Below are 26,667 nucleotides of genomic sequence, written 5' to 3'. Positions count from 1 at the left end.
CATTGTAACCGCGTTCCAGATGATATTTAAAATCCATATACCGACCGGAAATAAGGAACTCGTAATCTGTGCGCATATCCTCGTCAGAAGAGTAAATTACCTTTCCTTGGCTGATAATTTCAAAGGCTATTGCAAGGGGGGCATTTTGCAAAAATAACAAATCAACATCCAGGGGACTGAATATTTTAACCAAGCTCGGGTAAAGTTCCATGTATAAGTTCACTGGCTTTAATGAACCATTCTTGGTTAACACCGCCAAATCTATGTCCCTGGCATGTTTGGGATTTTCATTAAAGGAACCAAACAAATAGACAGCAACTATTTCGGAATAATTATTGAATATTTGCCCTATGGCAATCAGCTTATCCAATATCATCCCCTCATTTCTTCTTTAACCTTGGTTTTATTATATCATACCGTCCAATCATGTTATTAGCATAATATGACATTTGACCTCGTAATCTCAAGGATTACGGGGGTTGTTTAGGCACTGATGATGAGGGCTGATACTTCGCCGCTCTCTATGGCTGCAATGGTTCGCTGGCGGTCGCGTTCCAAAACCGGCTTGAGAAAGCGGCCGGTGTAGGAGGCTTTGACTTGGCAGATTTCTTCGGGGCTGCCGGTGGCCACCAGGGTGCCGCCTTTGTCGCCGCCTTCGGGGCCAAGGTCGATGATTTGGTCGGCGGTTTTGATGACATCCAGGTTGTGTTCGATGACCACTACGGTGCTGCCGTTGTCCACCAGGCGGTGCAGTACCTCCAGCAGTCTGGCAATATCGTCGGTGTGCAAACCAGTGGTGGGTTCATCCAGGATGTAGATGGTGCCCCCGTTGCTGCGGCGGCTTAGTTCGGTGGCTAACTTGACCCGCTGGGCTTCGCCGCCGGAGAGTTCCGTTGCTGGCTGACCTAAACGGACATAGCCAAGACCCACATCCTGCAGGGTTTTCAGGCGGCGGTGGATTTTTGGGATGTTGGCGAAGAATTCCACAGCCTCATCTACTTCCATATGCAGTACGTCGGCGATGCTTTTACCCTTGTATTTTACTTCCAAGGTTTCCCGATTGTAGCGCATACCCTTACAAACTTCGCAGGGTACGTAAACATCCGGCAGGAAATGCATTTCAATTTTAATGATGCCGTCACCCTGGCAGGCCTCACAGCGGCCACCTTTAACATTAAAACTAAAGCGGCCGGGCTTATAGCCCCTTACCTTGGCCTCGGGCATTTGGGTAAATAAATCCCGAATATCCGTAAATAGCCCGGTATAGGTGGCAGGGTTGGATCGGGGGGTACGGCCAATGGGTGACTGGTTGACATCAATGACTTTTTCCAAGTGTTCGATACCCTCAATGCCAAGATGTTCGCCGGGTTTGGCCTTGGCCCGGTGCAGTTTATGGGCCAGGGCTTTGTAAAGAATTTCGTTAATTAGGCTGCTCTTGCCGGAACCGGAAACCCCCGTGATACAAACAAAGTCCCCCAGGGGAATCTCTACATCAATGTTTTTTAGGTTGTTTGCTGCAGCTCCTTTAATGGCAAGCTTTTCTTCTTTAACCGGACGACGGCTAAGGGGTACCGGGATAAATTTCTTACCGCTGAGGTACTGTCCGGTGAGGGATTCTGGAACTTGCATGATATCTGCCATGGTGCCGGCAGCCACCACCTGTCCGCCCAAGCGACCGGCCCGTGGCCCAATATCAATGATGTGATCCGCCACCCGAATGGTATCTTCGTCGTGCTCCACCACGATCAGGGTGTTGCCCAAATCCCGCAGCCGTTCCAGGGTGGCAATGAGCCTTTCGTTATCCCGCTGGTGCAGGCCAATGCTGGGCTCGTCTAAAATATAGAGTACGCCCATCAGACCGGAACCGATTTGGGTGGCCAAGCGAATGCGTTGGGCCTCGCCGCCGGAAAGGGTGCCTGCTGCCCGGCCCAGGGTTAGGTAATCCAGTCCCACATTGACCAGGAAACCTAGCCGTTCGTTAATCTCTTTAAGAATCTGTCGGGCGATCATTTTCTCCTTTTCAGTAAAATCCAGGTTTTTAAAGAATTTTAGGGCCTCTGACACCGATAGGGTGGTGACAGAGGCAATATCCTTCGCCCCGATCTTCACTGCCAGGGCCTCCGGCTTGAGCCTGGCACCCTGACAACTGGGGCAGGGTTTGATACTCATGTATTTTTCAAACTCTTCCCGCATGGAATCGGACTGGGTCTCCCGGTAACGGCGGGTCAAGTTGCCGATAATGCCTTCAAAGGGCACTTCATAACGATGCCGGTGCCCATAGCTATCGACATAATTAAAATTCACCTTTTCCTGGCCCGTGCCGTAAAGGATCACTTTCATATGTTTATCTGAAAGTTCTTCCATCGGTGTGTCCAGACTGAAATCATATTTTTCTGCCACGCCAGCCAGGTAGGCTGCGGCAATATTGCCCTTGTGCCAGCCTTCAATGGCTCCTTCTTGGATACTTTTGCCCTTGTCCGGTATAATTAACTCCAGATCAAACTCATGGTTAAACCCCAGACCCGTGCAGGACGGGCAGGCCCCGTGGGGGGTGTTGAAGGAAAAAAGCCTGGGACTGATTTCACTGATATTGATACCGCAATCGGAGCAGGCGAAGTTCTCGGAAAAGGTAAGTTCCTCGCCATCTATGACCGCAGCTATAGCGATGCCTTCGCTTTGCTTAAGGGCGGTTTCCAGGGAATCTGCCAGCCGTTTCTCACTGCCGGGGCGGATGATCATGCGGTCCACCACAATTTCGATGGTGTGCTTCTTTTTCTTATCCAATGGAGGTGCTTCGGTGATTTCATAGATTTCTCCGTCCACCCGCACCCGCACAAAGCCGCTTTTCTTGATGTCCTCAAAGATTTTAACATGTTCACCCTTTTTACCCCGAATCACCGGGGCCAGCAGCTGCAGCTTGGTGCCTTCAGGCATGGCCATGAGCTGGTCCACCATCTGCTGGATGGTCTGCTGGCTAATGGACTGGCCGCATTTGGGGCAGTGGGCCCGGCCCACCCTGGCAAAGAGCAGCCTCAGGTAATCGTAAATCTCCGTTACGGTGCCCACGGTGGAACGTGGGTTATGGCTGGTGGTCTTTTGATCGATGGAAATGGCCGGAGAAAGGCCTTCTATATAATCAACGTCCGGTTTATTCATTTGCCCCAGGAATTGCCGTGCATAGGCAGACAGGGATTCCACATAGCGACGCTGACCTTCGGCATAGATGGTGTCGAAGGCCAGGGAGGATTTGCCGGAACCGGAAAGCCCGGTAATCACTACCAGCTTATCCCGGGGGATATCCACATCGATGTTTTTCAGGTTGTGGGACCGTGCCCCACGAATTAGGATTTGGTCGGACATTTTGGTGTTAGCTCCTTTGTTTGGTACCTTTATATATAAAGTTATACTTTATTAATGGGAAAAAGACAATGGCTATCAGAACATTTGTACGGTATTTGTAATATTTATATTCATTATGAAACAAGTATAAAGCACCCTTGGTGGGTGCTTTTGTATAGGGTGCCTGGGGACTTACCCTGTCACTTCGTGAATGCCCCACTATCTGGACTATCTTTGTTTGGTGGGGGACAGGCCCCTCAAGGTGGTCTGGCTTTGGGGGCGGGGACTGTCCCCCGCTAGGTTCGATGAGTTAGCTTTCTACGTCGGTTATCAGGCCTTGGTTTGTGCTAACCCATAGCCATAAGCCCAAAAGGCTAACGGCTGATGGCTAATACTCAATCTCCGGTATCGCCGGCTTAATGTTCTTGTCGCCCCTAAGCTGCAGACGCAGCTCGATCAGGGCGTCCCTTAATTGGGCTGCCCGTTCAAATTCTAGGTGTCTGGCGGATTCTTTCATTTCTTTTTCCAGTTTGGCAATCATTTTCTTCAGCTCGGTCTTGGTCATTTTGCCGGCTTTGCTTTGGGCGATGTAGGGTGCTTTTTCTTCGGCGGCTCTGGTTGCTTCGATAATATCCCTTACTGCCTTGCGGACTGTTTCCGGGGTGATGTTGTGCTTTTGGTTGTGCTCCATTTGAATTTTGCGACGGCGATTGGTTTCGCCAATGGCTTTTTTCATGGAGTCGGTCAGCTTGTCCGCATACATAATCACTCGTCCTTCGGCGTTACGGGCAGCCCGGCCGATGGTCTGAATAAGGGATCGTTCGGAACGCAGGTAGCCTTCTTTGTCGGCATCCAGAATGGCCACCAGACTGACTTCTGGTAGGTCTAAGCCCTCTCGGAGCAGGTTGATGCCCACCAGCACATCGAAGGTGCCCAAGCGTAGGTCGCGGAGAATCTCCATTCGTTCCATGGTATGGATATCTGAGTGCAGATAGCGTACCCGCACGCCGTTTTCTTTAAAGTAGTCCGTAAGATCCTCGGCCATTTTTTTGGTCAGGGTGGTTACCAGGACCCTTTCGTCCCGCTCCACCCTAATTCGAATTTCACCCAGCAGATCGTCAATTTGGCCCTTGGTGGGTTTGATCGTGATTTCCGGGTCCAGCAGACCGGTGGGACGAATAATTTGTTCTACGATTTGCTCTTGGTGCTTAAATTCATAGTTACCCGGGGTAGCGGATACGTAGATCACTTGGTTAACCCTGGCTTCAAATTCCTGAAACTTTAAGGGGCGATTATCCAGGGCCGAGGGCAGGCGGAAGCCATGCTCTACCAGAGTGGTTTTTCTGGAACGGTCCCCCTCGTACATGGCACCAACCTGGGGTACCGCCACATGGGATTCGTCGATGACAAGCAACCAATCCTCTGGGAAGAAGTCCAGCAGGGTAAAGGGTGATTCGCCGGGAGCCCGTCCGGTTAGGTGTCTGGAGTAGTTCTCAATACCAGAGCAAAAGCCCACTTCGGCCATCATTTCCAGATCGTAGCGGGTGCGCTGCTCCAGTCGCTGGGCTTCCAACAGTTTGTCGGCATCTCTTAGTTCCCTTAACCGCTGCTCCAGTTCTGCTTCAATGGTGGCAATGGCCCTTTTCATATTATCCTCATCGGTGACAAAGTGACTGGCGGGGAACACGGCAATATGTTGCCTTTGCCCTAAAATCTCGCCGGTCAGCACGTCTATTTCCAACAGACGTTCCACTTCATCCCCAAACATCTCCACCCGCAAGGCCCTTTCACTGGCGTTGGCGGGAAATATTTCTATGACATCGCCCCGCACCCGGAATTTGCCCCGGCTGAAGTTAATGTCGTTTCTTTCGTATTGTATATCCACCAGCTTACGCAGGATGGCATCCCGGTCGTAGGTACCCCCGACCCGCAGGGACAACACCAAATCTCGGTAGGTTTCCGGATTACCTAAACCATAGATACAGGAAACACTGGCTACGATAATAACATCCCGCCGCTCCAATAGGGCAGTGGTGGCGGAGTGGCGCAGTTTGTCAATTTCGTCGTTGAGGGAGGAATCCTTTTCAATGTAAGTATCGGTATGGGGAATGTAAGCCTCTGGTTGGTAATAGTCAAAGTAACTAACGAAATATTCAACGGAGTTTTCCGGGAAAAACTCTTTCATTTCACTGCACAACTGTGCTGCCAGGGTTTTGTTGGGTGCCAGGATCAGGGTCGGCCGCTTGACCTGTTGGATGATGTTGGCCATGGTAAAGGTCTTGCCCGTACCGGTAGCACCCAACAATACCTGGTGTTTTTGGCCCTGATTAATGCCCGTGATAAGTTGCTCAATGGCCCGCGGCTGATCGCCCCGAGGGCTAAACTCTGATTTTAAGTTAAATTCCAAGGGTATCACCTACCTTCTATCCATTAGATATTATAACATTTCGGTCAATGTTAAAATCAGCCATCCGCACTGGCTAAAACTGCCAGGAACTGATGGCTCTGATCCAAGGCTAATTCCTAGGAATTGCTCATAAGCCGGCGATACTCCTCCCGCACCATCTGGAAATCTTCCCAGACTGGGCGACGTTTTTGGGGGTCTCTAAGAACTGCGGCTGGGTGAAAGGAGGCGATAATTTTGATGCCGCTTTTACTTTCCAACCATTGGCCCCTGGTTCTGGTAATGGTGGCTGCGGGGCTGATTAGGTTTTGCAGGGCCGTGTTGCCCAGCAGCACAATGATCTTGGCCTGGACAAGCTCAATTTGCCGATATAGGTAGGGCAGACAAGCCTTGGCCTCCTCCCTGGTGGGTACACGGTTGTTGGGGGGGCGGCATTTGACCACGTTGGCGATATATACTTCCTCCCTGGTTAGGTCAATGGCTGCCAATATCCGATCTAAAAGTTGCCCGGCCCGGCCCACAAAGGGCAGGCCCTGTTTATCCTCGTCTTGCCCAGGTCCTTCCCCGATTATCATGAGGGTGGCCTTGGGATTGCCGACACCAAAAACAAGATTTGTTCTTCCATTCGCCAAGCCACAGCGGGTGCAGTTTTGCATATCCTTTGCCATTTGTTCTAAAGACATAAAAACCTCCTGTATTAGCCGTCAGCTTTTTGGATTAAGGGTATTTCTTGCTAGTATATAAAAATTATAATAAATTAGATTGCTTCCATTGACAAGGTTACAGCCGTTTAAACGGATGGTGGCTGCGGTTGTTCATGCCGCCAGAGGCACCAGCAGGGGCATGGAAGATTGTGGAATAGCCAGGGAACGGGTCGACCAAAGGTCGGCCCCTACTTTTGTTTATGGTTAACAGCCCACCCCTTAAGGAATACCTACTCGCCCAAAAGCTGAAGGCGGATGGCTGACGGCTAAAAAGCCCACGTCCCATGGCCATTTTGAGGCTAATGGCTATAAACTTTTTCCCATCATGCATATTTTATTGGTCCTCCGCCAAACTATAGGTAAAGAGGAAATGAGGAGGATGCATATGCTGGATTTATCAAAGGCTAATACCAGTTGGGATAATTGGAAAAAGTATCTTGGTCAGGCCATGGAGTTTGCGGAGGAATTGGGGCTTTCCCGGGATAAGGTACAACAATATGCCATGACCGCCGGTACCATTTTAGCTGAAAATGTTCAACCGGCTAATCCTGAGCAAAGGGCTGTTAAGGAACTGTGGGATGTGGCTGACAAGGATGAACAAGCCGTGCTGGCTCGGCTGATGACTAAATTGGCCAGCCGTTCAAGGTAATTATATAAGGTAGTTATATTCGGTAAACGATCAAGGGAGTGTTGCTGCTACTTTTTGTAGCGACGACACTCCCTTTTTGTATTGGCCATGGACCTTTAGCTTTTAGCCGTTAGCAATTGGCTGGTATGACGGCCCTCTGGCTCATTGCCTTCACTTCCTGTCCCTCGTAAAGCGGTTGTTCAACCACCTGCGTAGGGGTCCGTTGGTGGAGAGTTCCATGAACACCTCTTCATTTCCTTCGGGAACTGGGAGGAGACCTAACATTTCCTTTGCCCCGTAGTCGATGCCTTCACGGTAGACCTGTTTTGCTGCCTGGGAGTAGTAGGTAATTTGTACCTTGTTATAAACACCCAGGGCAAATTCCAGGCCTTGACGGCTGCCTACAGCCATGCCGTTGACCTCTAAGATGACGTCACCGGAGCGGATTCCTGCCTGCCAGGCTGGGTAGCCAGGCACCACGTCCAGTATTTTTACCCCCTCGCCGGTGGTGCTATAAATGGACTTGCCAGCTTCCATGCGCCTGCCCAGGTAGATGAGCAGTTCATGTCCCAGGGGTGAAAAAAGTGCTGCGATAATCCCTATGAAGGGCTGACGATCTGCCAAAACTGCCAGTAGCAATAAAATTACACTGTATAAAGCCAGTAAGACTGCCGAGATCTTCCCCTTTTGTTTGGGGCTGCGGGCTGCGGCAAGGTCACCATAGCCTAACCCGGCCACCACTGGCATGAGGGAATAGATCATGTTATCCACATTGCTCCCCAGATCACCTTTGATTAAGGGCCACCAATCTGGCATACTGATGCCTCCGGCGGGGATGCTGGTCTGCCCGATGACGACCATGACAGTCAGGGGAATGGGCCAAAATTTTTGCAGGGCAAAGCCTCCCACCACTTTACCCTGGGCGTTTTTAATAAAAACAGGCATGGCACCCAAGTGACCGCTGACCCAGATTAAAAAGGCCTCTATAAAATGCAAAATAGCTACCAGACCGAGAATTTGCGGTACACTTATCTTGGGCCAACCAAAGATGAGGGAACTGAGGGCCAATATGCCGCCGGCATAGGCAAAGCATAAAAATCGGGCATCTATTAACATCAACAAAATGGCCAGGGGCCAAAGGTAGATTAAGCCTGAACCGGACAGCGTTAGTCCCACAAAGACCATAATGTAGCTGGCCATAATACCACCCACCAGCCCAAAGCCTGTGGCAATCAACACATCCCGCCAGGGGCTGCGGGGTTTTAGCCCAAACATCCTTTCCTTCGCCTTACCCATGCGGTAATACTGCAGGGCCACGATGGCCAACACCACTAGAAACAACTGCAAAATCTGTGGTTCTAAAAAAACCATCGCTAAGGTTTGGAATAGTATTGGCGTTATATCAAAAATAGGGAACATGGAGACACCTCGATTAGCGTTTAGCCATTCGCTTCTAGCCATTCGCTTTTAAAAGCGAATGGCTAATAGCCGACCTGCAAGGAATACCCTTAAGCCTAGGAAGCCATCTTCTCCCTCAATATCCTCAGTGCAGTATCCAGCTGCTTATCCTCTTGGGCGGTCACTTCTTGGTCAATCACGACATCCGGGGCGACGCCCTTTTTATGGATGTCGTTTTTCTTTGGTGTGAGGTAGCGGGCGGTAGTTAGTTTAAGCCCGGCACCGCTGTCCAGGGGGAATACGGTCTGGACGATGCCTTTGCCAAAGGTTTTGGTACCCACCAGTGTGCCTACTCCGGCGTCTTTAATAGCGCCAGCCAGGATCTCGGAGGCACTGGCACTGCCTTTGTTTACCAGCACTACCAAGGGCATGTTTAGTTTATCCGGCTCGGCATTAAAAGTGTGATCCCTGCCGATGCGAAAATCAATATGAACAATGGGCCCTTCATCTAGGAATTGGTCAACAATCTTGATCGCAGAGTTCAGTTCGCCGCCCGGATTATCCCGTAAATCCAAGACGAGCCCCTTCATCCCCTGCCCCTTTAGATCCACTAGGGTTTTTACCACTTCGTCACCCGTATTTTCAGTAAACTGGCTAATCATAATGTAGCCCATATGATCTTCCTTGGGAACCATTTTCCCCTCGACGGTAGGCACGCTAATTTCTTCCCGGGTTAATTGTACCGGAAAAGGATCCTTGACCCCCTCCCGGAGAATGGTTAACTCCACGGAGGTACCCACTGGCCCCCGCATGAGATTGACCGCGGTTTCGGTATCCATGTCCTTGGCTGGTTTGTTATCAATGGCGGTAATCATGTCACCGGCTCTAATATCCTTTTCGGCCGCCGGTGTATTGGGAAAGGGTTTAACAACTGTTAAATAGTGGCCCTTTACTCCCACCAGCACACCGATGCCGCCAAAGGAACCTCGTATTTGCTCCTGCAGGGCTGAAAAGGTTTTCTTATCCAGGTAAGTGGAATAGGGGTCGTCCAAGGACTCTACCACACCTTTAATGGCCCCCTCGACAATTTGCTCCGGTGCAATCTCAAATAAATACTGGCTCTTTACCAGGGTTACCACTTTGATTAAATTTCCTAAGCCTTTGTAATTGGCTGCCAAGGTACCGCCCACCAATAACATGATGGCAAATACCAGAGAAGCCAATACAATGGTGAGTTTACCCCAGAAGGCCAATGAATCTCTCTTCACTCTAACACCCGCCCGTCGCTTTTCTTCTACACATGTATTATACTACAATAATTTGCAGTTCATTACAAAGAATTTTCCAGTAATTGGTTTATTAATAGGGTTAGAAAAGCTTGGCGTAAGCCTTCGCTTTTTTATACTAATCCTTAAAATCTTATTCCTTCCGATAGTGCCAAAGAAAGCCGGGGGTCCCCCGGCTTTTACTTTTATAGGTAGTTATGTGGGCTCACTGCCGATCCATTTTTACGCACTTCAAAGTGTAAGTGGGGACCTGTGGACATGCCTGTGCTACCAACCCGGGCAATGGTGGCTCCCTTGGCAATTGTCTGGCCATTGCTAACGAGTTGGGCTGAAAGGTGACCGTACAAGCTTACCACCTCACCACCGTGGTCAATCATTACCACTTTACCATAACCGGTCATGGTCCCGGAGAAAATAACGGTGCCTTCAGCCGGAGCAATGACACTGGTACCGGTGGGGGCTGGAATATCAATCCCCGCGTGGAAGCGTTTCTCCTTCAAAATGGGGTGTATCCGGTAGCCAAAGGGTGATGAGATGCTGCTATGGCCAGGCACTGGCCAACTAAAGACGCCTCCACTGTAGCTGCCGCCCTTTTGGGCATTTTGCTGGGCAATTTGCCTTAGGATGGCATCTTCTTGGGCCTCTAAGCGATCCACTTCAGCAGCAGTTTTCTGTAAATCCTGTTGGGCTTCCTTGAGGAGGCCGGTCTTTTCCTTTTGAGCCTGGGCTAAAGTTGCCATCACCTGTTCCTGCTCTTTTTTCATGCTGGCAATCTGACGGGCCCTGGTCTCGAGGGAATTTTTGTACTCCTCTATCTGCTGCTTTTCTTTACTGATGCGATCCACGATGGTCTTGTCACTTTCGACCATGCGGGTTAAGAATTCCAGTCGGTTCGTAAAATCCGAAAAACTACCTGAGTTTAGCAGTACCTCCAAGTAGCTGACTGGGCCGCTTTGGTACATGCCCTTAACGCGCATTCTTAATTGTTGGTTGCTATCTTCTAACCTTTCTTCCGACTCAGCTAAATCTTTTTTTGTTTTTTCCAGTGTCTTCATGGCACTGGTTAGGGTAGACTCCAACTCTTTAATCCTAGCAAATTTTTGGTCAATCGACTGATTGATGGAAACTAGCTGCTGGGAGTAATCTTTCACTTCTTTCTTGCTTTGCTGTTCTTGATTTTTCTTTTGATTGAGCTGATTTCTGACTTGGTTTAACTGTTGATCCAAGGTTGCGGCGGCCATAACTGGCGTTCCTGCCAGCAGTGCCAAACCCAAGGTTAAGGCAATCATTCTTTGTGGCCAACGATATCGCACCGAAATCCCTCCAAAACTATACTTTAAGAAATCTTCTAAGTGAAAACCAACTGCCCAGGGCACCAATCAGAACGCCCAGGCCAATCATACCACCAAGGATGGTCAACAGGGTATTTTGATCCGTCATCAGTTGAATAAAAGGTATGGATATTTGCAGTCTCTTGATTAGAGATAGGTATCCCAAATCCACCACCAATACGGCCAGCAAGCCACCCGTTAGACCCAGTATGATTCCTTCCATTAGAAAAGGAAAACGTACAAACCAGTTGGTGGCCCCTAAAATCTTCATGATACCAATCTCCCGGCGGCGGGCAAAAACGGACATACGGATGGTGGTGGCAATGAGGAAACCAGCGGCCAGGGTTAACAGTGTTAAGGTTGCGGCACTGGCCAGGCGAACCCAATGGGTAATGGTGAGGAGCTTTTCCACCACGCCTTGTCCGTAACGGGCCTGTTCGATACCATCTATTTTTTCCAAGGCTTTGGCCACAGACGGCACAGACTCTGCTTCCGTGGTTTTTACACGAAAGGCATCGGGCAAGGGGTTGCTGTCTTCCATGGATTCCAGCAGTTCGGCCCGATCGCCAAAGCTCTTTTTCATATCTTGTAGAGCCTGTTCTTTGGGGATAAACTCGACGGATGCCACCTCGGGGGTTTTTTTAATTTTCTCTTCGATGGTATCCCGCTCCACTTTGCCCACATCTTCATTTAAAAAGGCCGTAATTTCCACGCTGCTTTCCATGGAACTGGTTAGCTTCTCGCCATTTACCACCAACAGCAGCGATGCCCCCAGAATAATGAGGGATACTGTTACAATGCCAATGGATGATAGGGAGAGCCAACTGTTTCTTGTTAAGGCGTGATAGGTTTCCTTGAAAAAGTACTTTAGGGTATTAAGATTCACAGCGGTACACCCCGCTCTCTTCATCCCGCACCATACTTCCATTGCTTAGGGCAATGACACGCTTCTTCATGGTATTGACAATATCTGAATCGTGGGTGGCCATGAGAATGGTGGTGCCCCGGCGGTTAATATCTTGAAAGAGCTTCATAATTTCCCAGGAGGTATCCGGATCCAGGTTACCTGTTGGTTCATCGGCAATAATCATAAGTGGCTCATTGACAATGGCGCGGGCAATGGCCACCCGCTGCTGTTCTCCACCGGACATTTGACCGGGCAGCAGTTTGCCTTTATCCTTTAGCCCCACTTGTTCTAAGACCTGGGGTACGATTCGCTTGATCTCTTTGCCGGAAGTCCCGGTAATTTCCAAAGCAAAGGCTACATTTTCAGCCGCAGTTTTTTGAGGTAAGAGGCGAAAATCCTGAAAAACCATGCCTATTTTACGACGCATGTAAGGAACATCCCGTCCCTTCATGCGGACGGTGTTTCTACCATTAAACATGACGTGCCCTCGACTGGGCAGCTCTTCCCGAAAGATGAGCTTAATCAAGGTAGACTTACCGGCACCACTGGGGCCAACCAAAAAAACGAAATCGCCTTTTTTTATATGAAAGGTTAGATCGCTAATGGCTTTGACGCCATTTTCATAGACCTTTGAGACATTGTAAAACTGTATCATTCTGACACCCTTTCGATTCGAAAAAAGATGTAGGTACCAACTAACGGGGTTCGACAGGGTAAAAGCAAATTCCTTTAAAAAACGTCAAATTTTCGTGACGAATGATTATTTTTGTTAGAAATGGAAAAAGAGTGCCGCTTAGGGGCACTCTTTTGGGGTCCTACCGCTTCACCCTGGCAATTGCTTTTTGGGCTGCCGCAGCTATATTATCGGCGGTTAGGCCGAAGTGGCTGAGGAGTTCTTCGGGTTTGCCTGATTCACCAAAGGTGTCGCGGACACCTACTCTTTGTAATGGGACGGGGTAGTGTTCGGCCAGGGTTTCGGCTACGGCACTGCCCAGGCCGCCAATGATGGAATGTTCTTCGGCGGTAACCACTGCCCCACATTTGCGTGCGGCTTCCACCACCGCAACGATATCCAGCGGTTTAATGGTGTGAATGTCCACCACCATGGCATTGATGTGCTGATCGGCTAGCTTTTGCGCGGCTTCCAAGGCAGCCGGAACCATAATGCCTGTTGCTATAAGAGCTACGTCGGTACCTTCCTTGAGGGTAACTGCCTCTCCTGGGATAAATTTAAAGTTTTCGCCATGGATGACCGGTACTCCGGAGCGGCCCAAGCGAATATAAACAGGGCCCTTAATTTCCGCAGCGGCCCGGATGGCAGCAGCGGTTTCCACGGCATCGGCCGGCACAAACACGGTCATCCCCGGCATTGCCCTCATGATGGCAATATCTTCGATGGATTGGTGGGAACCGCCATCCTCTCCTACAGTAACACCTGCATGGGTGGCAGCAATTTTTACGTTTAATTTAGTATAGCAAATACTATTGCGGATTTGCTCAAAGGCCCTGCCGGTGGCAAACATCGCAAAGGTGCTGGCGAAGGGGATTTTGCCCACCGCCGCTAAGCCAGCAGCCGTGGCCATCATATTCGCCTCGGCAATACCCATATTAAAGAAACGATCGGGATAGTTTTTCATAAAGTCATGCGTTTTTGTGGACTTGGAGAGGTCTGCATCCAATACCACAATATCTTTATTTTCAGCTCCTAGGCGAACTAGTTCCTGCCCGTAGGCATCCCGGGTGGCGATTTTCTTTGTCATAATATGTAACCTCCTTGCGTGCTATTGGGTAGGACTTTGGGGGTCTAGCTGTTAGCTTTTAGTCTTTAGCTAATAGCAACTCATAAGGATTGCCCCAAAGTCTAAGCCAGTTCTTGCAGCGCCTGCTCCACCTGCTCCGGTTTTGGGGCATTGCCGTGCCAGCCTACTTGGTTTTCCATGAAGGATACGCCTTTGCCTTTGATGGTTTTGGCGATAATCATGGTGGGTTTGCCTTTGGTAGCTTGGGCTTCCTTTAAAGCCTGAAGAATTTGTGCCATGTCGTGACCGTCAATTTGTAGGACATGCCAGCCGAAGGAACGCCATTTGTCGTTAAGGGGGGCGACGTCCATCACGACATCCACAGGACCGTCAATTTGTAGGTTGTTGTAGTCTAAAAAGGCAGTGAGGTTGTCCAGTTTAAAATGGCTTGCCGCCATGGCTGCTTCCCAAATTTGGCCTTCCTGCACTTCACCGTCTCCCAATAAGGCATAAACCCTTTGCTGGCCGCCACCTAAGCGCAGGCCCAGGGCCATGCCGATGGCAGTGGAGAGGCCTTGGCCCAGAGAGCCAGTGGACATTTCTACGCCGGGAAGTTTTTTCATATCTGGGTGCCCCTGCAAACGGCTGCCCAGTTTACGCAGTGTCATGAGCTCTTCTTTGGGAAAGAAACCCTTTTCGGCCAGTGCGGCATAAAGTACCGGTGCGGCATGTCCTTTGGACAGTACAAACCGATCACGCTCGGGCCAGTCCGGCTTCTCTGGGTCTAGCTTCATGGTGTCAAAGTAAAGTACGCTAACGATGTCGGCAGCAGACAGTGAACCGCCGGGGTGTCCAGAACCAGCCTCGCCCAGCATGGTTATAATGTGGCGGCGCATGGCCTTAGCCCTTTGCTGTAAATCCCGAATCTTTTCTTCCATTCGATTACCTCCAAATTTTATAATAAAACAAAAATAGATGCCATTCGCTCATGGCTTATGGCCCACGGCTCAGGGCCGTCTCGTTAATCTGCCTTCTCTAGCTCCTTAAACCCCTCTCCCAACACTTCATGGACATTGGCCAGGATAATAAAGGCCCGGGGGTCTTCATTTTTGACAATTTCTTTTAGCCTGGTAGCTTCGGCCCGACCCACTACGGATATCATTACTTCTTGTTCCTCACCGCTGTACATGCCACGGGCCTTCCAGGCGGTGGCACTGCGGTCTAGTTCTTTAATGATGGCCTGACTGATAGCATCCGCTTTACGGGTAATAATGATAAAGGCTTTGTCGGAACTAAAGCCATCGATTACAAGGTCAATGAGCCAAGCTGTGAGAAAAATGGCAATGAGTGCATACATGGCCAGTTCCGCTGAACGAAAGACATACCCGGCCCAGATTACCACCAGGCCATCAATAATGAAAAGAAGTTGGCCGATGTTGATACCCACATAGGTCCTCAGAATGGCTGCCAATAATTCGGTGCCGCCGGTGGTTCCATTGAACCGAAAGACCAGCCCCAAACCAAGCCCCATTAATACCCCGCCATAGAGACAGGCTAATAGTAAATCCTCCGTTAATAAAGGTATATAGGGTGCAAATAAATCAATAAATACAGATAAAGCAACGGTGCCATAAATGGAATTGACACTGTACCTTGAACCCAGTCGAAAAAAGGACCAAATAAAGAGGGGCACGTTCATAATAAACATCATTAGACCAACTGGTAGATTTAATAGGTGATAGAGAATGGTGGCTACCCCACTGAGCCCCCCAGCAGCAATTTTGGCCGGTACTAAAAAGGCATCCAGTGCAATGGCTGTGAGAATAGCACCAACCGTAACACCCAAGTTATCTTTTATGAAACGTAAAATCATCATGTGGTCCTTTCAGGTTATTCTGCTAGTTTATAGAATTTATCATACCCAGAAGTTGTTTATGCTATTTCGTATTCGTCGTTAGCTTTTGCCTTGGGCTGGGTTAAGCGCAACTGTATAACTTTTCTCCTCCCACCTAGTAAATCCTTCCAATGTAATAAAATTTTTGTCGAACAAACCGACTTCCCACTGAAAAATATCCTTCGCTATCATTCAGAATGACAATGAAATCTACATCGTCGCAATAAAAACGCCTAAACACACGGCTCATGGTCACTCCATAAGTAATACCCCTAAGCTAAAAGGCTAAGGGCTAAGGGCAAAAAAAGTTCCTTTAGCAGCAAAACCCCTGCCAAAGGAACCGTTTCTAAGATTCACCTATGTTTCAACCTTACTCTTAAGGTATCCCGTTATAAAGGACTCTATGTTGCCATCCATTACGGCTTGGACGTTGCCGGTTTCTACTCCGGTACGGTGGTCCTTGGCTAGGCTGTAGGGATGGAAGACGTAGGAGCGAATTTGGCTGCCCCAGGCAATTTCTTTGTGTTCGCCTCGGAGGGCCAGCATTTCCTCTTCCTTTTTCTGCAGCTCCAGGTCAATCAGCTTGGCCTTTAAAAGTTTCATGGCGGCCTGGCGGTTGGTGGTCTGGGAGCGTTCGTTCTGGCAGGCCACCACAATACCGGTGGGCAGGTGGGTAATGCGCACAGCCGAGTCAGTTTTGTTGACGTGCTGGCCGCCGGCCCCGCCGGAACGATAGGTATCGATCCTTAAATCCTCCGGCTTAATGTTGACTTCCACCTCGTCATCCACCACCGGCAGTACATCCACCGAGGCAAAGGAGGTGTGGCGGCGTCCCGCCGTATCAAAGGGGGAAATTCTGACCAGACGGTGAACACCCTTTTCACAGCGCAGGTAACCGTATGCATTGGGACCGGAAACTTGAATGGTAGCACTTTTTATTCCCGCTTCGTCGCCGGGAAGCAGGTCTAATATTTCCACCTTGAAGTTGTGGTTTTCACAATAACGGGTATACATACGCAGAAGCATCTGGGCCCAATCCTGAGATTCGGTACCGCCGGCACCAGGGTGCAGGGCTAAGATAGCATCTCCCCGGTCATAGGGGCCGGATAGCATAACTTCCAGTTCCATTTCCTCCAGGTGCTGGGAGAGGGAATTTAGCTCGGTGCTAAATTCCTCCTCCAACAGCAGGTCCTGTTCCTCCTGGCAAAGTTCCAGCATCACTTCTAAGTCCTGTAAGGAGCCCTCCAGGGTCTTAAAGGCCCCGACTCGATCCTTTAGGGAAGCCAGCTTCTGACTGACCTTCTGGCTGTATTCTAAATTATCCCAAAAGCCTTGCTGCAGCATTTCATTTTCTAGCTTGTTTATTTCCCCTTGCTGGCTGCCAATGTCAAAGGGAAACCCTCAAATCTTCGATACGCTGGCCCAATTGTTCCAGGCTGCGCCTTACTTCTGAATCTAACATTGGTATCCACCCTTTCTTGGGTTTGGCATTACTGCCTAAGCATTCTTACCGCAGCATTTCTTATACTTCTTACCACTGCCACAGGGGCAATCATCATTTCGACCAACCTGTGCTTCTTTGCGGAAAGGTTGGCTGCCCCCCTCTTCGGCGTAACGGTTTTCTACCACCTGCCGCTGGCTTCTTTCCTGAGGAGTTGCCACATTTACCCGGAAGACATAGCGAACCACATCGTCCTGAATGGTGGCGATCATGTTATTGAACATGTCAAAGGCTTCAAATTTATATTCAATGACAGGGTTTTTGTTACCGTAAGCCCTCAGGCCAATACCTTCCCGCAGTTGGTCCATCGCGTCCAGGTGGTCCATCCACTTTTCATCTACTAAACGCAGGAGTATAATACGCTCAATTTCCCGAAGGGTTTCGCTGCCCAGTTCCTCTTCTCTCTTTTGATAGTACGCCATGGTTTTTTCCAGTAACTCTTCTTTAAGACCCTGGCGGCCTGTTTCTTCATAATCGGCAGGATCAAGCTCATGATTGGGCAGATAGAGGTTCTCGGCATACTCAAAGAGACCTGCCAGATCCCATTCTTCCTGATGCACACCTTCGGGACAGTAAATATCAATGGAGCGTCCCACTACGGCAGCAATGGTCTCGCGAATATTTTCGGCTAAATTTTCACCGACCAGCACCTTGCGTCTTTGGGCATAAATAACTTCCCGCTGCTGGTTCATTACATCATCATAATCCAATACGTGCTTCCGAATGCTAAAGTTGCGGTTTTCCACCCGCTTTTGGGCAGTTTCAATGGACTTGGTGATAAGGCCATTTTCAATGGGTACATCTTCTTCCATGCCCAAACGATCCATTAAACCAGAGATATTGTCGGAACCAAAGAGACGCATGAGGTCATCTTCCAAGGCAATGTAAAACTGGCTGGAACCGGGATCACCCTGACGCCCTGCACGACCCCTCAGCTGGTTATCGATACGACGACTTTCATGCCGCTCGGTACCAATAATGTGTAGACCCCCGGATTCAACTACTTTGGTCCGCTCGCCTTCACACTGGACTCTGAATTTATCCAGTAACTGTTGATACTCTGGGGCAGTTTCATCCCCAACACCCTCTTTTTTGCGCCATTCATTACGGGCAAATATCTCTGGGTTGCCACCCAACAAAATATCTGTACCACGGCCGGCCATGTTGGTGGCAATGGTTACTGCCTTAAACCGTCCTGCCTGGGCAATGATTTCTGCCTCTTTGTCGTGGACTTTGGCGTTTAATACCTGGTGTGGTACACCTCTTCTTTTTAGCAAGCTGCTTAACAGCTCGGACTTGGCAATGGAGATGGTTCCCACCAATACAGGTTGCCCAGTGGCATGGCGGTTTACTACATCCTCCACCACAGCCTTGAATTTAGCTGTCTCGGTTTTATAAACTAAATCTGCCAGATCCTTACGAATGGTGGGTTTGTTGGTGGGGATAACCACCACATCTAAACCGTAAATTTTACGGAATTCTTCTTCCTCAGTCAAAGCGGTACCGGTCATGCCGGCCAGCTTTTTATACATACGGAAATAGTTCTGGAAGGTGATGGTGGCCAGGGTCTGGGACTCTTTCTCGATCTTAACCCCTTCCTTGGCTTCAATGGCCTGATGTAAACCATCGCTGTAACGGCGGCCAAACATAAGGCGGCCGGTAAATTCATCAACAATGACCACTTCGCCATCTCTGACCACGTAGTCCCGATCCCGATGCATTAAGCCATGGGCCTTAAGGGACTGATTCAGGTGGTGGTTGATTTCCATGTTGGCTTCGTCGTATAGGTTTTCCAGACCCAACAGCTTTTCTACCTTGTTAACCCCATCTTCGGTCAGCAGCACATTGTGGGCCTTTTCGTCTACGGTATAGTCGGTATCCTTGATCAACTTGGGCACCACTTTAGCCATGGTGTAGTAAAGCTGGGTTGGTTTGTCGGCTACCCCGGAAATGATCAGGGGTGTCCGGGCTTCGTCGATTAAGATACTGTCCACTTCGTCCACAATGGAGAAGTTCAGTTCCCTCTGTACCAACTGCTCTGGGTGCAGGGACATGTTGTCTCTCAGATAATCAAAACCAAATTCGTTGTTGGTGCCGTAGGTAATATCGGAGCCATAGGCCTGGCGGCGCTGTTCCTGGTCTAGGCCATGGACAATCAGGCCTGTGGATAAACCTAGGAAGCGATACAGTTTGCCCATCCACTCACTGTCACGGGAGGCCAAGTAATCGTTAACGGTGATGACATGAACACCTTTACCTGTCAAGGAATTAAGATAAACTGGCAAAGTGGCCACTAAGGTTTTACCTTCACCTGTTCTCATTTCCGCGATACGGCCTTGGTGCAAGACCATACCACCGATTAGCTGAACATCATAGTGCCTCATGCCCAGCACCCGTTTGGATGCTTCGCGGCATACCGCAAAGGCTTGGGGTAAAATATCATCTAGGGTCTTACCTTTTTCCAGTAAATCTTTAAATTCAGTCGTTTTGCCACGCAATTCTTCGTCAGTCAGTTTGGCTATTTGTTCTTCTAAACCATTAATCTCATCAACCACACGTTGAAGTTTTTTTACCTCTCTGGCGTTATCGTCGAACAAATTTTTTATAAAGTTTAACAACAGTTGCCCACCTTTCAGGTTGTACCTTATTTACTAAAGGAAAGGAACCCTAAGGTTCCCTAGTAAGCAGAGAAATATAGCAAATTTATTCTACCATTCAAATTAGGTCAAAGCAAGAAACCAATAGTATAGTACCAAAATTCGTTCTATCTCTTGATTTTCCTGCTGCTTTGTCAACAATTGGCCTTGGTAATGTTAGGTCTTTTTCCCTAAAAATACAGAAGGCACACCCCTTGGTGTGCCACTGTGTGCTTAGAATTCCGGCTCGATTAGGCCGTACTTGCCATCTTTTCTTTTATAAATGACGTTGGTTTGATCAGTCTCAGCATTGGAGAAGACAAAAAAGTCATGACCCAGCAGGTTCATCTGCATGATGGCTTCATCCAGAGCCATGGGTTTAATGGCAAAACGCTTTGTTTTGATGATCGCAGGTGTTTCATCTTCAAAATGTTCTTCTACAACAGGTGCCCGACCACCCACATCGGCCATATTTCGACCACTTCGGCGGTTGATTTTGCCCTTGTAGCGTTCAATCTGACGCTCCATTTTTTCTACCACTAAATCCACGGAGGAATACATTTCTTCGGTTGATTCTTCGCCTCTTAAAAGCATGCCGTTTACTGGTATGGTAACCTCAATTTTATGGGAATCCCCTTCCACCACCAGTGTTGCTATGGCTTCCCCCATATTTTCTAAAAAGCGATCCAATTTACCAAGACGTTTTTCCACATATTCCCTCAGGGCGGGGGTAACTTGAATGTTCTTACCGCGAACTTGCACTTTCACAAGCACCACTCCTTTCGCAGTTTGGAAGTATCTACCTTGCTAATAGTATTCCCGAAAATCACTTAAAATCCTGCAGATTTAAAACATTTTTTTACACGAACCCTCCATGACCCACGGTCACAAACCACGGCTGAAAATGATCCATCCGGCCATAGGCCATAGCCTTTCCCAAGGCTATCTTATGCTGACATCGGAGGGTAAAATTCATTTTCTAAATTAGAAAACCCCCGATATCTATATACCGGGGGTAGAAGTTTCAATCCTATGTTAACGTTTGGTAACGTTAGCAGCCTGGGGACCACGGGCACCTTCAACGATGTCGAATTCAACCTCTTGACCTTCAGCTAAGCTTTTGAAACCTTCTTCTTGGATTGCGGAAAAGTGAACGAATACGTCGCCACCTTCTTCTCTTTCAATGAAGCCATAACCTTTTTCCGCATTGAACCATTTTACTTTGCCGAGCATTTACATTCCTCGCTTTCAAAATACTTTCAGGAGCCAAAAACAGACTCACGTACAAATATAATACTACTTTGAAAATTGACTGTCAACCCATGCCGCATTTTCCATATTCTGTAACAATGTCGAAAAGTTTCCTGTTGGTAACTGTTTTCCTGTGGATAATGTGGATAAGCCTGTTAATAACCCATCATTTCAGAGGTTTTTCTGTGGAAATCGATTAACAGGGGTGTTGTTTTTTGTCAAACACTGAAAATTGTTGGCATGATATTTGTAGAAGTTTCTTTGTTTACAATATTTCCCATAACTATTTGACGTAGGGTTATTTTTGGTAATCTGTCGCATATGGTGGTGTATGAAAATTATTGTAAGTTTAGGTAAGGAAAATGTTTTGGAAGAACCGTCCCCATGCGTCAATTAGCCAGGGTGACCACGTAGATCTTCCCGGCTCCTTGGCTTTGGAGGGTTTCGGCTACGGCTGATACGGTGGAACCGGTGGTGAAGACATCGTCTACCAGCAGGATGTTTTGGCCTTTTATTTGGGAGGGATCTTGGACTCGAAAGGCACCTTGCAGGTTTTCTTGGCGTTGGAGTTTGTTGAGTCCCGTTTGTGGCACTGTTTCTACTGGTTTTATGAGGGCATTCTTTAATAAGGGTTTTTGTAAGTCTCTGGCCACTTCTATGGCCAACAGTTCTGCTTGATTAAAGCCCCGCTGCCTCATTCTCTTCGGTGACAGTGGTACGGGTAATACCCCATCGACCTTTTTTAGTTCCGGCTCCTTCATGATTAAGGTCAATAGGAACTTCCCTAACAGTGGCGTTAGGTTTTTTCTGCCTTTATATTTTAATTGGTGAATGGCTTCCCTAAAATTGCCCTCGTAGGGTCCCACTGCCCTGGCCAGCACAAAGGGTGGTCTGTTTTGTTGACATGAGACACAAGTGGTTTGGGGCCATGGGCTGGGTCTGCCGCAAATACTGCATTTTGGTGTGCCGGCCCAACTGGCTAACCATCTTTCACAGGCCGAGCAAAGCGGCTTCCTCCCGGCTGCACCACAAAGCTTGCAGCCCGGTGGCTCGGGAAAGATTAGATTTAACAAAGCCTCCCAAAAGGAAACCATGGCCATCACCTCTAGGTAATTTTTGAAATGTTTCGTTATTAGCGAAGCGTTATCCTGCTTCTTTCGTTTTTATGTTTTGGCCGGCTGATGGCTAAAAAGCTAACGGCAAAAAGCGGAGGAGCGGTAAACCGCCCCTCCCACCTCGGTTAGACTAAATCCATCTCACTAACATCGCGACTAACAATTCTGGCACCGGCCACACCGACTAGGCTGCCGCCTGGGCTGCTGAAAATGTCTTTGGCCACGATTTGTTCCATGGCGGTTTTGACCTCCGCCTCGGTTAAGTCATCTTTGGGATCAGCAACCCTTAGGGTTACTTTACCACCGATAGCACTGACAAAAATTAGTTCCAATGTTCTACTCATGGTTTATTCCCCCTTATTGGTTGATGAGTTCAGAATCGTCCTGTCGATATACAGCCAACAGGGGACTATTCTGGAGACTGTTGAGAACTGCCGCCACATCGTAAATATCCTGATCGGTAGCAGTTACCTTAATTTTCGAGTAGCTCCGATTGACAAAAACAGGATCACCATTGTGGTTTACTCCTTGCTGGTAACGCATCTTCATACTGCAACCAAAGGGCTCTTTCAGAACAGGCATAATCTTTTCTCCTTTTTTAGGGCCGGCCCCATTTGTTTTAGCGCTTGCCGATATTCTACTGGCTTTGGGCTAAAAAGAAAAAGATTCAATTGACAGAAGTTGGCATTGAATGGATCATTAAATCGGGTACCTTTGATTATATAAAGAATAAAAAACACCGACTTTTAGCCAGTCGGTGTTCCACCTCGTCATACTACCGTAGTTATATCTGCCTTGATTTTAGTTCTTAAAGTCTGACGGTAGGCAATGGAGCGGTCCCGGCCCAATTCCTTCGCACGGGCCACAGCCTTTTCGGCCCCTTGAAAAAGCTGATCCGGGTCGTTGGTATCCTGGGGAAAGGTAGCCACCCCGATGGATACCCGCACAGGAAGTTGGGCTTTAGCTTCCCCTGGCTCTAACCGACCATCCCTCACCTCTACCCGAATTTTTTCCGCCAATTTTAGGGCAGCCGGTGTATCCAGCCCCGGTGCCAAAACCACTAATTCGCCGCCCCCATAGCGGCCAAGGATATTGGCAGGGCCGGTGACATCCCGCAGCACAGAGGCCACCAACTGAATAACTCCGTCCCCCGCGGCATGACCATAACGGGCATTTATACTACGCAGATTATCGATATCCACCAACAGCAAGGATGCCCCGGCCTCCTCTTCTGCAGCCTTTACCATCTCCTTCACCACCAGCTTATAAAACTGTCGGTGACTCAGGAAGTTGGTCAGACGATCGGTGGCCAGCAGGTGCTGGATATGGTCCGCCAACATATCACTTTTTAATACCATTGCGGCCTGCCCGCCTATTATACTAAGCAACTGTACATGATTTTCTTCGTAAGCATAGGGTTGTGACGACCCCAACACCAGTACCCCAGTTACCTCTCCCTGGGCCAACAGGGGAATTACCAGTACCGAACGATAGCAGCGAAATGGGCCGGTCTCTTCGGGGTTGCTCATTTTCTCGATCTCATCAATCACAAGGGGCTCTTTACTTTGCATGACCTGCCCTATTAACCCCTCCGAGGGGGTAAAAACAAGGTTGCACAGTTCTTCCCGCTGGTCCCCCTGGGCCGCCCCGGGTAAAAACAACTGACGTTCCTGGGACCAAACTAGGATGATGGCCGCGTTAAAACCCACAACGCATCGACATTCCTGCAAAAGCTCGTCAAAGAAGTTCGCCGGGTGATTACTGTCCCGCAGCCTTTTAGCCACCTGGAAAAGTGCTGTTAGGTCACGGTTTGATAATTCCAGCTGAACATATTTTTTTAGAATGATTTGAAAGGCTACTGCCGGCAGGAAAAAAAGCACTGCCCAAAGAATACCGGAGGTTTCATAAAGCTTGGCCAGTAAGGCACCGTAGGGTACCGTAAGAACGTAGGTATAGCTATCCCAGCGCAGGGCATCCCAGCCGAAAAGGCCAGGGTGATCCCTACGTCCGGGCAGCAGGTAAAGATAAATCAGGAGGTGATTTATGCCGAAATATACCAATGTGAAGAGTACAATGGCCAATAAATCTCCGCTCATTAACTGAATAGCAAGGTTGGCGGCAGCCACTGCCAAAACATGCTGGGCTGCATTAAATAATGTGGTGCGCAGGGGATTGCCCCGATTGGCAATGCCCAACCCGATAACTAAAATAAGGCCGATAACCCAAGCCGCAGCAACACCGCCGCCAATAAGCTGGGTGGCCAACACAATGACATAGGTACCCGAAAGATAGCCTTGGGAAAAGGGTACTGCCAACCATTCAGCCAAAATTCCCAGTACAATGAGGGCAGCCAGTGTCCCAATATGGTCAAAGTTAAGCTGTGGAAAGGTCTTCCACAGCCAAACAGCACTTAGTAAAATGATTGTCCATGTATATAATAAACTAAAAACTCCTTGCCTGGAGATAGTCATCACCACCTTGTTTCTGTTGCATTTATTCGACAAGAAATGGTAATTTACCTCCATCCCTGGCAGAAAAATACACGAAAAACCTTCTCTGCCAGCAAACCCTGGGGAAGCATCCTCATATCCACCAACCAAACCAGGGCATTATGGCAGTGCAGCAGACCGGTTTGCAAGGCCTCATCCGGCTTATCCCCCCTTGGGCCCTGGGGCAGGGATACCAGGCGATAGGAGTATTTTTTCTGTAGATTGCTTAATATTTTGTTTGTATCATCGGTGGAACCATCGTCCACCACCACCAGCTCTAATTCCACCCACTGTTTTTTGCGCCAGTTATTCATTCTACGGATCAGATACTCCAGATCCTGGGCCCGGTCACGAATAACCACCAACATACTCACCGGCGGCCCTGGCTCTGCACGGAAAAAGCGCAGCAGATCCTGCACCAGGTAATAGACCCCATAACAAGCCAGCACTAAAATAATCATGGACCCAATAACTGTCCACATAAAAACACCCCCTGTGTCCCTAGAGTATGTCTGGACCAGCTAAGGGGGTGCATTTTTTAATGGAGTTATACCCCGGCAATAATAACCAACACCAGCAAGTGAAATATTTGATCATTCATTATTTTTAACCAAAGGATATCTGGCGATTTGTTGATTTTTGTAATCCACCAATTAGAGAAAGTCCTTTGGTCTAAAATCAGGTGAGAGAAAAATATCAGGGCCACTTCGATTGGCTTTATCCCTCCGACAGGAAGGGAGCAGGCAAAGACTGCCCCGGTATAAACCAGGCTATGGATGGTTAATGGAAAAATTTTTGTTGCCTTATTTTCCGCCATCCACCGGGTCTGTAATAAATAGTCCCCCACCAGGTGACCGATCAGCAACCACTCGAATAGGTTCATATCGTTATCCCTTCTTCATTTCACTTAAAAAGACTGCCGCCAAAACCGGGTCGAACTGACTCCCGGTACAACGGATTATTTCTTGCAATGCCGCTTCTTTGGATAATCCCTTACGGTAGGGTCTATCGGTGGTCATGGCATCAAAGGTGTCAGCAATGGCCATAATCCTAGCCGACAGGGGAATGTCTTCTCCACGGATGCCCCGGGGATAGCCCTTTCCATCATACCTTTCGTGGTGGCAGGCTGCTCCTAAGGCTATTTCCTTCACTAGATGGGCTGGCTCAATACTTTGCAGGATTTCCTGACCAATATCCGTATGTTTCTTCATGGTCACAAATTCTTCGTTATCCAGTGGGGCCTCTTTAAGCAGGATATTATCCCGGATGCCTATTTTGCCGATATCGTGCAGAAATGCCGCCCTTTCCAAGGTATCCAGTTCCTTTGGCGACAACCCTATGGCCCTGGCAATCTTCAGGCTGTATTGGCTAACCCTTTCCGAATGGCCCCTGGTATAGGGGTCTCTGGCATCAATGGCTGAGGCCAGGGTTGCCAAGAAACTTTTAAACATGGTCTTTAGGTCTGTATAAAGGCGACTGTTTTCAATGGCAATGCCAATAACCCCGGCTAGGGCTTCGCATAAACTTAGATCATCTTCGTTGAACAACTTGCCATCAAGCTTATTGACCAGTTGCAGACAGCCAATGCTGGATGTTTGGGTCAGCAGCGGTACACAAAGCAAGGAACGGGTCACAAAACCTGTGGACTGGTCAAAACGCTCGGCCCAGCGTGGGTCGTTAAGGACATCGGCAATCATTTGTGATTTCCCCTGGGCGGTTACCCAACCAGCCATCCCCTCACCGATTTTTAATTTGAGTCCCTTGAGGCCATCTGCCCTGGGTCCCTTAGCTAATACTGGTTCGATGTATTCATTGGTATGATTATCATTTAGCCATAGGGTCCCTGCCTCTGCATTCGTTACCTGCATAGCCTGGGTTAGGGCTTGATCCAGTACCTCTTCGAGATTTAAAGAAGCCTGCAGTGATTTGGCAATTTCCCAGAGGGCTTCTAAATGTTGTTGTCTCGTCTTAAGCGAGTGATCACTCATTTTCTATTCCTCATTCCCATACACTTTCAGAATTGTTAATATTTTAACTGAAATAGC

At 48.7% G+C, this 26,667-nt stretch carries 25 protein-coding genes; 2 read left to right on the top strand and 23 right to left on the bottom strand.

Annotated elements, in window-relative coordinates; genetic code table 11:
* The 4 genes from mntA to AC1U9Z_RS14435 all read right to left on the bottom strand — a co-directional run.
* A partial coding sequence (gene mntA, locus AC1U9Z_RS14450; protein ID WP_479958117.1) for a type VII toxin-antitoxin system MntA family adenylyltransferase antitoxin occupies positions 1-370 on the bottom strand: 370 nt, incomplete at its 3' end.
* A 113-nt stretch (positions 371-483) separates the two neighbouring features.
* Positions 484-3,360 carry an excinuclease ABC subunit UvrA gene (gene uvrA, locus AC1U9Z_RS14445; RefSeq protein WP_479958116.1) on the bottom strand — a complete coding sequence of 959 codons (2,877 nt, stop codon included), beginning with the start codon at positions 3,358-3,360 and terminating at the stop codon, positions 484-486.
* 367 nt (positions 3,361-3,727) lie between these two features.
* Positions 3,728-5,746, bottom strand: coding sequence for an excinuclease ABC subunit UvrB (gene uvrB, locus AC1U9Z_RS14440; RefSeq protein ID WP_479958115.1), 2,019 nt, complete (start codon positions 5,744-5,746; stop codon positions 3,728-3,730).
* Positions 5,747-5,862: 116 nt separating this feature from the next.
* Positions 5,863-6,426 (bottom strand): uracil-DNA glycosylase, encoded by a 564-nt coding sequence (locus AC1U9Z_RS14435; protein WP_333531810.1) that lies wholly within the window; start codon positions 6,424-6,426, stop codon positions 5,863-5,865.
* An 88-nt stretch (positions 6,427-6,514) separates the two neighbouring features.
* On the opposite strand from AC1U9Z_RS14435, the gene AC1U9Z_RS14430 reads away from it, so the two are divergent.
* Positions 6,515-6,655 (top strand): hypothetical protein, encoded by a 141-nt coding sequence (locus AC1U9Z_RS14430; RefSeq protein ID WP_479958114.1) that lies wholly within the window; start codon positions 6,515-6,517, stop codon positions 6,653-6,655.
* Between the two features lie 177 nt (positions 6,656-6,832).
* Positions 6,833-7,096, top strand: coding sequence for a DUF3243 domain-containing protein (locus AC1U9Z_RS14425; RefSeq protein ID WP_333531812.1), 264 nt, complete (start codon positions 6,833-6,835; stop codon positions 7,094-7,096).
* A 150-nt stretch (positions 7,097-7,246) separates the two neighbouring features.
* Here the strand turns inward: AC1U9Z_RS14425 and AC1U9Z_RS14420 are convergent, their stop codons facing one another.
* The 19 genes from AC1U9Z_RS14420 to AC1U9Z_RS14330 all read right to left on the bottom strand — a co-directional run bounded on the left by AC1U9Z_RS14420 (position 7,247) and on the right by AC1U9Z_RS14330 (position 26,610).
* Entirely contained in the window at positions 7,247-8,494 is a 1,248-nt protein-coding gene (locus tag AC1U9Z_RS14420; RefSeq protein WP_479958113.1) for a PDZ domain-containing protein, read from the bottom strand.
* A gap of 95 nt (positions 8,495-8,589) precedes the next feature.
* Positions 8,590-9,741 carry a S41 family peptidase gene (locus AC1U9Z_RS14415; RefSeq protein ID WP_479958112.1) on the bottom strand — a complete coding sequence of 384 codons (1,152 nt, stop codon included), beginning with the start codon at positions 9,739-9,741 and terminating at the stop codon, positions 8,590-8,592.
* 203 nt (positions 9,742-9,944) lie between these two features.
* A complete protein-coding gene (locus AC1U9Z_RS14410) occupies positions 9,945-11,072 on the bottom strand; it encodes a murein hydrolase activator EnvC family protein (RefSeq protein WP_333531815.1) in 1,128 nt (375 codons plus the stop codon).
* A gap of 16 nt (positions 11,073-11,088) precedes the next feature.
* Positions 11,089-11,976 (bottom strand): permease-like cell division protein FtsX, encoded by an 888-nt coding sequence (ftsX, locus tag AC1U9Z_RS14405; RefSeq protein WP_479958111.1) that lies wholly within the window; start codon positions 11,974-11,976, stop codon positions 11,089-11,091.
* The gene (gene ftsE, locus AC1U9Z_RS14400) at positions 11,966-12,652 is read right to left on the bottom strand and encodes a cell division ATP-binding protein FtsE (protein ID WP_479958110.1); all 687 of its coding nucleotides are present in this window, start codon (positions 12,650-12,652) and stop codon (positions 11,966-11,968) included. The genes ftsX and ftsE overlap by 11 nt, the downstream gene beginning before the upstream one ends.
* 160 nt (positions 12,653-12,812) lie before the next feature.
* Positions 12,813-13,757 (bottom strand): transketolase family protein, encoded by a 945-nt coding sequence (locus tag AC1U9Z_RS14395; RefSeq protein ID WP_479958109.1) that lies wholly within the window; start codon positions 13,755-13,757, stop codon positions 12,813-12,815.
* 101 nt (positions 13,758-13,858) lie between these two features.
* Positions 13,859-14,674 carry a transketolase gene (locus AC1U9Z_RS14390; RefSeq protein WP_479958108.1) on the bottom strand — a complete coding sequence of 272 codons (816 nt, stop codon included), beginning with the start codon at positions 14,672-14,674 and terminating at the stop codon, positions 13,859-13,861.
* An 83-nt stretch (positions 14,675-14,757) separates the two neighbouring features.
* Positions 14,758-15,609: a YitT family protein gene (locus tag AC1U9Z_RS14385; RefSeq protein WP_479958107.1), complete on the bottom strand. Its 852-nt coding sequence runs from the start codon at positions 15,607-15,609 to the stop codon at positions 14,758-14,760.
* A gap of 378 nt (positions 15,610-15,987) precedes the next feature.
* Positions 15,988-17,092, bottom strand: a protein-coding gene (gene prfB, locus AC1U9Z_RS14380; RefSeq protein ID WP_479958106.1) for a peptide chain release factor 2 whose coding sequence is annotated in 2 segments (ribosomal slippage) — positions 15,988-17,019 and positions 17,021-17,092 — 1,104 coding nt in all. Because the reading frame shifts where the segments join, the coding sequence is not laid out codon by codon here.
* A gap of 35 nt (positions 17,093-17,127) precedes the next feature.
* Positions 17,128-19,749 (bottom strand): preprotein translocase subunit SecA, encoded by a 2,622-nt coding sequence (gene secA, locus AC1U9Z_RS14375; protein ID WP_479958105.1) that lies wholly within the window; start codon positions 19,747-19,749, stop codon positions 17,128-17,130.
* Positions 19,750-20,001: 252 nt separating this feature from the next.
* A complete protein-coding gene (gene hpf / locus AC1U9Z_RS14370) occupies positions 20,002-20,535 on the bottom strand; it encodes a ribosome hibernation-promoting factor, HPF/YfiA family (protein ID WP_479958104.1) in 534 nt (177 codons plus the stop codon).
* A 267-nt stretch (positions 20,536-20,802) separates the two neighbouring features.
* Positions 20,803-21,000: a cold shock domain-containing protein gene (locus AC1U9Z_RS14365; RefSeq protein ID WP_011879371.1), complete on the bottom strand. Its 198-nt coding sequence runs from the start codon at positions 20,998-21,000 to the stop codon at positions 20,803-20,805.
* A gap of 407 nt (positions 21,001-21,407) precedes the next feature.
* The gene (locus tag AC1U9Z_RS14360) at positions 21,408-22,112 is read right to left on the bottom strand and encodes a phosphoribosyltransferase family protein (protein WP_479958103.1); all 705 of its coding nucleotides are present in this window, start codon (positions 22,110-22,112) and stop codon (positions 21,408-21,410) included.
* 146 nt (positions 22,113-22,258) lie between these two features.
* Positions 22,259-22,477 (bottom strand): DUF2922 domain-containing protein, encoded by a 219-nt coding sequence (locus AC1U9Z_RS14355; protein WP_479958102.1) that lies wholly within the window; start codon positions 22,475-22,477, stop codon positions 22,259-22,261.
* A 13-nt stretch (positions 22,478-22,490) separates the two neighbouring features.
* Entirely contained in the window at positions 22,491-22,715 is a 225-nt protein-coding gene (locus AC1U9Z_RS14350) for a DUF1659 domain-containing protein (RefSeq protein ID WP_333531827.1), read from the bottom strand.
* A gap of 188 nt (positions 22,716-22,903) precedes the next feature.
* Entirely contained in the window at positions 22,904-24,637 is a 1,734-nt protein-coding gene (locus AC1U9Z_RS14345; protein WP_479958101.1) for a sensor domain-containing diguanylate cyclase, read from the bottom strand.
* 11 nt (positions 24,638-24,648) lie between these two features.
* Positions 24,649-25,104 carry a glycosyltransferase gene (locus tag AC1U9Z_RS14340; protein ID WP_479958100.1) on the bottom strand — a complete coding sequence of 152 codons (456 nt, stop codon included), beginning with the start codon at positions 25,102-25,104 and terminating at the stop codon, positions 24,649-24,651.
* A gap of 65 nt (positions 25,105-25,169) precedes the next feature.
* The gene (locus tag AC1U9Z_RS14335) at positions 25,170-25,505 is read right to left on the bottom strand and encodes a DUF3307 domain-containing protein (protein ID WP_333531830.1); all 336 of its coding nucleotides are present in this window, start codon (positions 25,503-25,505) and stop codon (positions 25,170-25,172) included.
* 4 nt (positions 25,506-25,509) lie between these two features.
* A complete protein-coding gene (locus AC1U9Z_RS14330; RefSeq protein ID WP_333531831.1) occupies positions 25,510-26,610 on the bottom strand; it encodes an HD domain-containing phosphohydrolase in 1,101 nt (366 codons plus the stop codon).
* Between the last annotated feature and the right edge of the window lie 57 nt (positions 26,611-26,667).

This window comes from Desulfotomaculum sp. (assembly GCF_982386235.1).
The sequence above is the reverse complement of the archived record's forward strand: the minus strand, read 5'-3'. Positions and strand labels throughout refer to the sequence as shown.